This window comes from Streptomyces sp. NPDC001514, assembly GCF_053597075.1.
Map to the genome: position 1 here is coordinate 598,853 of NZ_JBSFHO010000001.1, position 6,680 is coordinate 605,532.

A 6,680-nucleotide genomic window follows, 5' to 3' on the forward strand; every position below is an offset into this window, starting at 1 on the left:
CCTACGCCGGCCGCGCTGCACAGCAGGACACCGATGACGCCCCTGCGACGTAGCTAGTTCGATCGCGCCACCAGCATCTTCCCCGTGTTCTCGCCGCGCAGCATCCCCAGGAACGCCTCGACGATCCGCTCGAAGCCCTCCACCACCGTCACGTCCTGCCCGGTCCGCCCGCTCTGCAGATGCGGTACGAGGAAGTCCTCGAACTCCTCCTGCAGGTCCGCGTGGTGACGCACCAGCACGCCCTCCAGGCGCAGGCTCTTGTGGTTGATCTCGAAGAGATTGCGTGGCGCGGCCGGCGGCTCGTTGCTGTTGTACTGGGCCACGGCACCTACCCAGGCGATCCGCCCGAAGTCGCGCAGCGACGCGATCGCGCCCTGCAGGTGGTCCCCGCCCACGTTGTCGACATACGCGTCGATGCCGTCGGGCGCTGCCTTCGCCAGCAGCTCCTCGACCGGACCGTCGTGATAGTCGAAGGCCGCGTCGTATCCGACCTGCCCGGTCAGATACGCGACCTTCGCGGCGGAGCCCGCGCTGCCGACGACGCGGCCCGCGCCGAGCAGCCGGGCGATGCGTCCCGCCGCCGTGCCCACGCCGCCCGCGGCCGAGGAGACGAAGAGGTCCTCGCCCGGCGCGAGCCGCAGCGTGCGGGTGAGGGCCACGTAGGCGGTCAGACCGGTGCCGCCGAGGATGCTCAAGTGGGCCGAGAGCGGGACGCCTTCGTACGTACGGATCTTCCGCGTCCCGTACTCGCCGGGTGTCACCAGCGCATGCGTACGCCAGCCGTGCCGGTGGAAGACGAGGTCACCCTCCTTGAGCGCGGGGTCGCGCGAGTCGACGACGCGGCCGATGGAGCGGCCCTCCATGGGGGAGTTGAGGGTCCACAGCTCGTCGCTGTCCATTGCCCCGCGGTGGTAGGGGTCCACGGACCAGAGCAGGTTCTCGACCAGGGCGGTGCCCGGCCGGGGCTCCGGAACCGGACCCTCGACGAAGGCGAACTGGTCGGCGGCCGGGAAGCCGTCGGGCCGGGCGGTCTGCTGCACGGTGAGGGAGGTCTGCGTCGTCATGTGCAGGAACGTACGGAGGAATGCCGCAGCCGGGCAGTGGGTTGCGCCCATGGAACGGCCCTGTCCATGAACACCCCTCATACAACGAGGTGAGAGCCCCATGCCCGCGATGCCGGACCTCGAGATCGGCGAACTCCGCATCCTCGTCGCGGTCGAGCGCGAGCGCGGCTTCTCCGCCGCTGCCGCCGCCCTCGGCATGACCCAGTCCGCCGTCTCGCACTCGGTGCGGGGCAGCGAGCGCAAGCTCGGGGCCGTCCTCTTCGACCGGGGCCGCAGGGGCGCCACCCCCACCGCCGCCGGCACCCGGGCCGTCGCCCACGCCCGGCGCGTTCTGCGGCTGCTCGAAGTGATGCGGGCCGAAGTACGCGGCGCGGCGACGGACTCGGCCGCGATCGCGGGCCCGCTGCGGATCGCGGCCTTCCGCAGTGCGGCGCTGCATCTGCTGCCGACCGCCCTGGAGAGGCTCGCCACGCGGCACCCGGAGATCGTGCCGGAGGTACGGATCGTCAGGGAAGTGGGGCGCGGCACCGCCGGCGAGGTGATGGACGGGCGGGCGGATCTGGCCATCGCGACGATCGGTACGACATCTCCCGTACCGCCCGAGCTGGTCGGGGGAGTGCTGGTGGAGGAGACCTACGCGCTGGTGCACCCGGCAGGGCACGCGACGCCGCGCTCGCTGCCGCTGGTCGACTGGACGGAGAACTGCACCTCGTACACCCGCGATTGGTGGCAGCGGCAGGAGTGGCTGCCGCCGGCCACGGTCCGCACCGAGGACGACGGAGCGGTGCTCTCGCTCGTGAGCAGTGGTTTCGGAATGGCCGTCATGCCCCAGCTGTCCCTGATCGGAGCGCCGGACACCGTCGAGATCACTGATCTCGGACCGGAGCGTCCGACGCGTTCCGTCGGATACGTCACCACGCCCGAGCAGGCAGGGACGGTCGCCGTACGCGCGCTGATCCGCGAGCTCAGAGCGCTCTCACCAGCAGTTCTTCAAGATCGCGTCTCAGATAGTAGGAAGTCCGACTAATTGTGGAGACAGAGCGGCCCGGCTCCCTTAGCTTTGTAGGAGCCGAACGTCTCGCTCGATCCAGCGAATGGCGGTCATGAGCCGGTGCCCCGTGCAGGCAACCCCTGCGGCCCGTTGCTCCCCGCCCCTTCCGGCGCCTTCGATCGTTTTGATCTCAAGGAGTCGATCACCATGTCCGAGACGACCCTCCGCCGCCGCGTCCGCCACACGCCCCGCACGAGCGAGTCCGACCGCAAGAGCGCTGCCGCGAACGCCGCCGCTGCCCTGCAGCGAGCCCTCGACCGCAGGGACAACGGCGGCGAAACCGGTCACTGATTGAGTCGGCCACTGACCGGGCCGGCCGCGGCCGAACCGGTCACTGACCGCGCCTGACCTCGAAATAGTCGATGCGCTCGCCGCTCTCGGCGAGCGCGGAGACCTTCAGCTTCGCGCTCGCACCCGTCTCCGCCTCCACCGCGAGGAAGGAGAAGCCGGTGTACCGGACGCGCGACCACTCGACCGTGTCCGGGTCCGGCAGCCGCAGCTTCGTCCAGTGGAACGTCACGATGTGGTCGTGATCATGGACGTTTCCCTCGTAGCTGTCCTCCACCCCGAGCCCGAAGCCGTACAGGTCCGCGCCCGCGCCGCCCGCCGTGACGTACACGATGCCGTCCAGGGTCGGGTCGGTCGTCGCCCCGATGGGTACGGGCTTGCCGACCTCGCCGCCCTTGATGGCGTCCGTGCGCTCGTAGACGTGGTTGTGGCCGTTGATCACCAGGTCCACCTGGTGCTTGGTGAAGAGCGGCAGCCACGCGTCCCGCGGACCGCCGTCCGAGGCGTGCGTGGACGTGGAGTACATGCAGTGGTGGAAGAAAACCACCACGAAGTCGATCTCCGGGCGGGCGCGCAGCTCGCCCAGCCGCTTGTCCAGCCACGCCGTCTGCGTACCGCCCGTGTAGCCCTTGTTGGCGGGAATCTCGTACGAGACGTCGTTCGCGTCCAGCGCGACGACACCCACGTTGCCGTACACGAACGAGTAGATCCCCGGGGCGTTCCTGGCGTCCGGGCCGTTCGTGGGCAGTGACCAGCGCGCGGACTGGCCGCCGTAGCCGTTCGGCGAGTACCAGGCCTCCATGTCGTGGTTGCCCGTGGTGACCATCCACGGCACGCGCGAGGCGACACTCTCCGTCTGCGCCAGGAACTGGTCCCACACGCGTGCGTCGTACGTGTCGGACTCCTTGCCCTGCCCGCTGCTGTCGGCGTAGCAGATGTCGCCCGCGTGCAGATGGAATGCGGGGTTCTGACCGAGGATCAACTGGTCGTTGGCGAGGGCGTCATAGCTCACGCCCTGGTCGCCGAAGGCTGTGAAGACGAACCTCTCGGGCGCCGCCGGGGCCGTACGGAACGACCCGATCGTCGACATCCGGGAGGCGTCCGCCGGGTCGAAGCCGTCGTGGCCGACGCCGTAGTAGTACGTCGTGCCCGGCTTCAGTCCGTCGAGCCCGACGTGCAGGTAGTACTGGTCGACCGCGGGCAGCGTGCTCGAGAGCGAGGGCGTGTGCAGCGGACGCACCTCGGCCTCGATCTTCAGGCTCAGGTCCCACGGCTTCAGCCCGACCCGCAGATACGGACGCTGCACGGCGAGCGGCACCTGCCAGGAGACCCGCATCTGCGTCCTGGGGTCGGCGCCGAAGGCCAGATGGCGGCCGAACGGGGCGACGAGCGAGCCGTCGACCTGTGCCGTGGCGGGCGTCGCCACCAGCGTGGGGGAGGCCTCGGCGGCGGTCGCCCGCCCGGCCAGCAGCCCGCTGCCGGCGGCCACCAGACCGCCCGCGAGACCGCCGGTCAGCGCACCGCGCCGGGAGACCTTGGGGCGGGCATGCCGGGCGCGCAGATACTCGTGCTGCTCGGGCATGCTCATGCCACGCGCGAATTGGTCGGGGATCCCGACCCGTGGGGTGTCATCGGTCATGCGGGGCAACTTGCCAGTAACTTACGACCCCTCGCCAGACTCCGGATGAACGGAATTCAACGAAACCGAGGGCGTCCCCGGCGGTGGAGGGCATCCTCGCGGGTGAGAATCGCGTCCGCATGATGGACAGCGAATGTCAGGCGCTGGGACGCGGAGTACGGTGCCGGTATGTCTCGCAGCATCGATCTCGCAGTGATCCCCGGTGACGGCATCGGCCAGGAGGTCGTGGCCCAGGGCCTCAAGGTCCTCTCGGCCGTCCTTCCTGGGGATGTGAAGCTGGAGACCAAGGAGTACGACCTCGGCGCCAAGCGCTGGCACCGCACCGGAGAGACCCTTCCGGACGCGGAGCTCGACTCCCTCAAGAACCACGACGCGATCCTGCTCGGCGCGATCGGCGACCCGTCCGTGCCGTCCGGCGTCCTCGAGCGCGGGCTGCTGCTCAAGCTCCGCTTCGCCTTCGACCACTACGTGAACCTGCGCCCGTCGAAGCTCTTCCCCAACACCGCGACCCCGCTCGCCGGCCGCCCCGACATCGACTTCGTCGTCGTCCGCGAGGGCACCGAGGGCCCGTACACGGGCAACGGCGGCTCGCTGCGCACCGGTACGCCCGCCGAAGTCGCCACCGAGGTCAGCGTCAACACGGCGTACGGCGTCGAGCGTGTCGTCCGTGACGCGTACGAGCGGGCCAAGGCCCGCCCCCGCAAGAAGCTGACGCTGGTTCACAAGAACAACGTCCTCGTCTACGCGGGCCACATGTGGAAGAACATCTTCGACAGGGTCGGCCGGGAGTACCCCGAGGTCACCACCGACTATCTGCACGTCGACGCCGCGACGATCTTCTTCGTCACGCAGCCGGAGCGCTTCGACGTCATCGTCACCGACAACCTCTTCGGTGACATCCTCACCGACCTCGCCGCTGCCGTGACCGGTGGCATCGGCCTGGCCGCATCCGGCAACATCAACCCGACGGGCGACTTCCCGTCCATGTTCGAGCCCGTCCACGGCTCCGCGCCCGACATCGCGGGCCAGGGCAAGGCCGATCCGACGGCCACGATCCTGTCCGTCGCCCTCCTCCTGCGTCACCTCGGCCACGAGACCGAGGCCGGACGCATCGAGGAAGCCGTCGCCGCCGACCTGGCGGAGCGGGACGGCACCGCCCGTACCACGGACGAGATCGGCGACGCGCTCGCCGTACGAGTAGCGGGCTGACCCGTCGACTCTCGAAACCTCGAACCTCGAAACCTCGAAGCCGCCGGGTCGCATCAGCGCCCGGCGGCTTCTCCTGTGCGGCCCCGGGTGCCACCATCAAGCCATGGGCCGCAACTCACGCTGTTCTGCTCCGGCCCCCACGCGCTGCGATAATCGGACGTGGGGCCGCATCATGCGGGGAAGCTCGGACGTCCTGGTAGAGGCGTGAAAGCGGTCCGTCACATACAAACGGTGAAGGACAACGCAGACATGACGACGACCACGATCGAGCTCAAGCCCTCCTCGAACCCGCTGTCCGACGCGGAGCGCGAGGCGATCCTGGCCAACCCCGGATTCGGCCGCCACTTCACCGATCACATGGTGACGATCAAGTGGACGGAGGGGCGCGGCTGGCACGACGCCCAGCTCACTCCGTACGCGCCGCTGTCCATCGACCCGGCCAACATGACGCTGCACTACGCGCAGGAGATCTTCGAGGGGCTGAAGGCCTACCGCAGGCCCGACGGCTCGGTCGCCACCTTCCGGCCCGACGCCAACGCCAAGCGCTTCCAGATCTCGGCCCGGCGCCTGGCGATGCCCGAGCTGCCGGTCGAGACGTTCATCGCGGCCTGTGACGCGCTCGTTCAGCAGGACAAGGCATGGGTCCCGGCGCACGGCGGCGAGGCCTCGCTCTATCTGCGGCCCTTCATGATCGCGACCGAGGTCGGTCTCGGCGTGAAGCCGGCCAACGAGTACCTCTTCATCGTCATCGCGTCCCCCGCCGGGCCGTACTTCCCCGGTGGCGTCAAGCCCGTCTCCATCTGGCTCTCCGAGGACTACGTCCGCGCCGTCCCCGGCGGCATCGGCTTCGCCAAGACCGGCGGCAACTACGCCGCGTCCCTCCTCGCCCAGGCCGAGGCCGCTGCGAAGGGCTGCGAGCAGGTCGCGTACCTCGACGCCGTGGAGCACAAGTGGGTCGAGGAACTGGGCGGCATGAACCTGTACTTCGTGTACGGAAACAAGATCATCACGCCCGAGCTCACCGGCTCGCTCCTCGCGGGCATCACCCGTGACTCGCTGCTCAAGCTCGCCCGCGACCTCGGCTACGAGGCCGAGGAGGGCCGGGTCTCCATCGACGACTGGAAGCGCGACACCGAGAACGGCACGCTGCACGAGGTCTTCGCCTGTGGCACGGCCGCGGTCATCACGCCGATCGGCCAGGTCAAGTCCGCAGGCGCCGAATGGACCCAGGCGGACGGCGAGCCGGGCAAGGTCACGATGGAGCTGCGCAAGACACTGCTGGACATCCAGACGGGCGTCGCCGAGGACCCCCACGGCTGGATGCACGAGCTGGGCTAGGTCCTGTCCGGTCGATCAGGCCGGATCAGTGAGCGGGGTCTGGTGCCGTGCATCGCAAGGCGGAGGAGGAAATCGACGCGGAGCGTCGGTG

6 protein-coding genes are annotated in these 6,680 nt (G+C 69.4%); 4 read left to right on the forward strand and 2 right to left on the reverse strand.

The window, feature by feature from the left end; translation table 11 throughout:
• Positions 1-53 precede the first annotated feature (53 nt).
• Positions 54-1,064, reverse strand: coding sequence for an NADP-dependent oxidoreductase (locus tag ACWCXB_RS02610; protein ID WP_450718164.1), 1,011 nt, complete (start codon positions 1,062-1,064; stop codon positions 54-56).
• 109 nt (positions 1,065-1,173) lie between these two features.
• Between ACWCXB_RS02610 and ACWCXB_RS02615 the strand changes: the two genes are divergently transcribed.
• The gene (locus ACWCXB_RS02615) at positions 1,174-2,091 is read left to right on the forward strand and encodes a LysR family transcriptional regulator (RefSeq protein ID WP_450718208.1); all 918 of its coding nucleotides are present in this window, start codon (positions 1,174-1,176) and stop codon (positions 2,089-2,091) included.
• Between the two features lie 171 nt (positions 2,092-2,262).
• A complete protein-coding gene (locus ACWCXB_RS02620; RefSeq protein ID WP_450718166.1) occupies positions 2,263-2,406 on the forward strand; it encodes a hypothetical protein in 144 nt (47 codons plus the stop codon).
• A 40-nt stretch (positions 2,407-2,446) separates the two neighbouring features.
• Here the strand turns inward: ACWCXB_RS02620 and ACWCXB_RS02625 are convergent, their stop codons facing one another.
• A complete protein-coding gene (locus ACWCXB_RS02625; RefSeq protein ID WP_450718168.1) occupies positions 2,447-4,042 on the reverse strand; it encodes a purple acid phosphatase family protein in 1,596 nt (531 codons plus the stop codon).
• 168 nt (positions 4,043-4,210) lie between these two features.
• On the opposite strand from ACWCXB_RS02625, the gene ACWCXB_RS02630 reads away from it, so the two are divergent.
• Positions 4,211-5,251, forward strand: a complete 1,041-nt coding sequence (locus ACWCXB_RS02630) for a 3-isopropylmalate dehydrogenase (RefSeq protein ID WP_450718170.1) — start codon at positions 4,211-4,213, stop codon at positions 5,249-5,251.
• Positions 5,252-5,500: 249 nt separating this feature from the next.
• Positions 5,501-6,589: a branched-chain amino acid aminotransferase gene (locus ACWCXB_RS02635; RefSeq protein ID WP_450718172.1), complete on the forward strand. Its 1,089-nt coding sequence runs from the start codon at positions 5,501-5,503 to the stop codon at positions 6,587-6,589.
• The last annotated feature ends 91 nt before the right edge of the window (positions 6,590-6,680 follow it).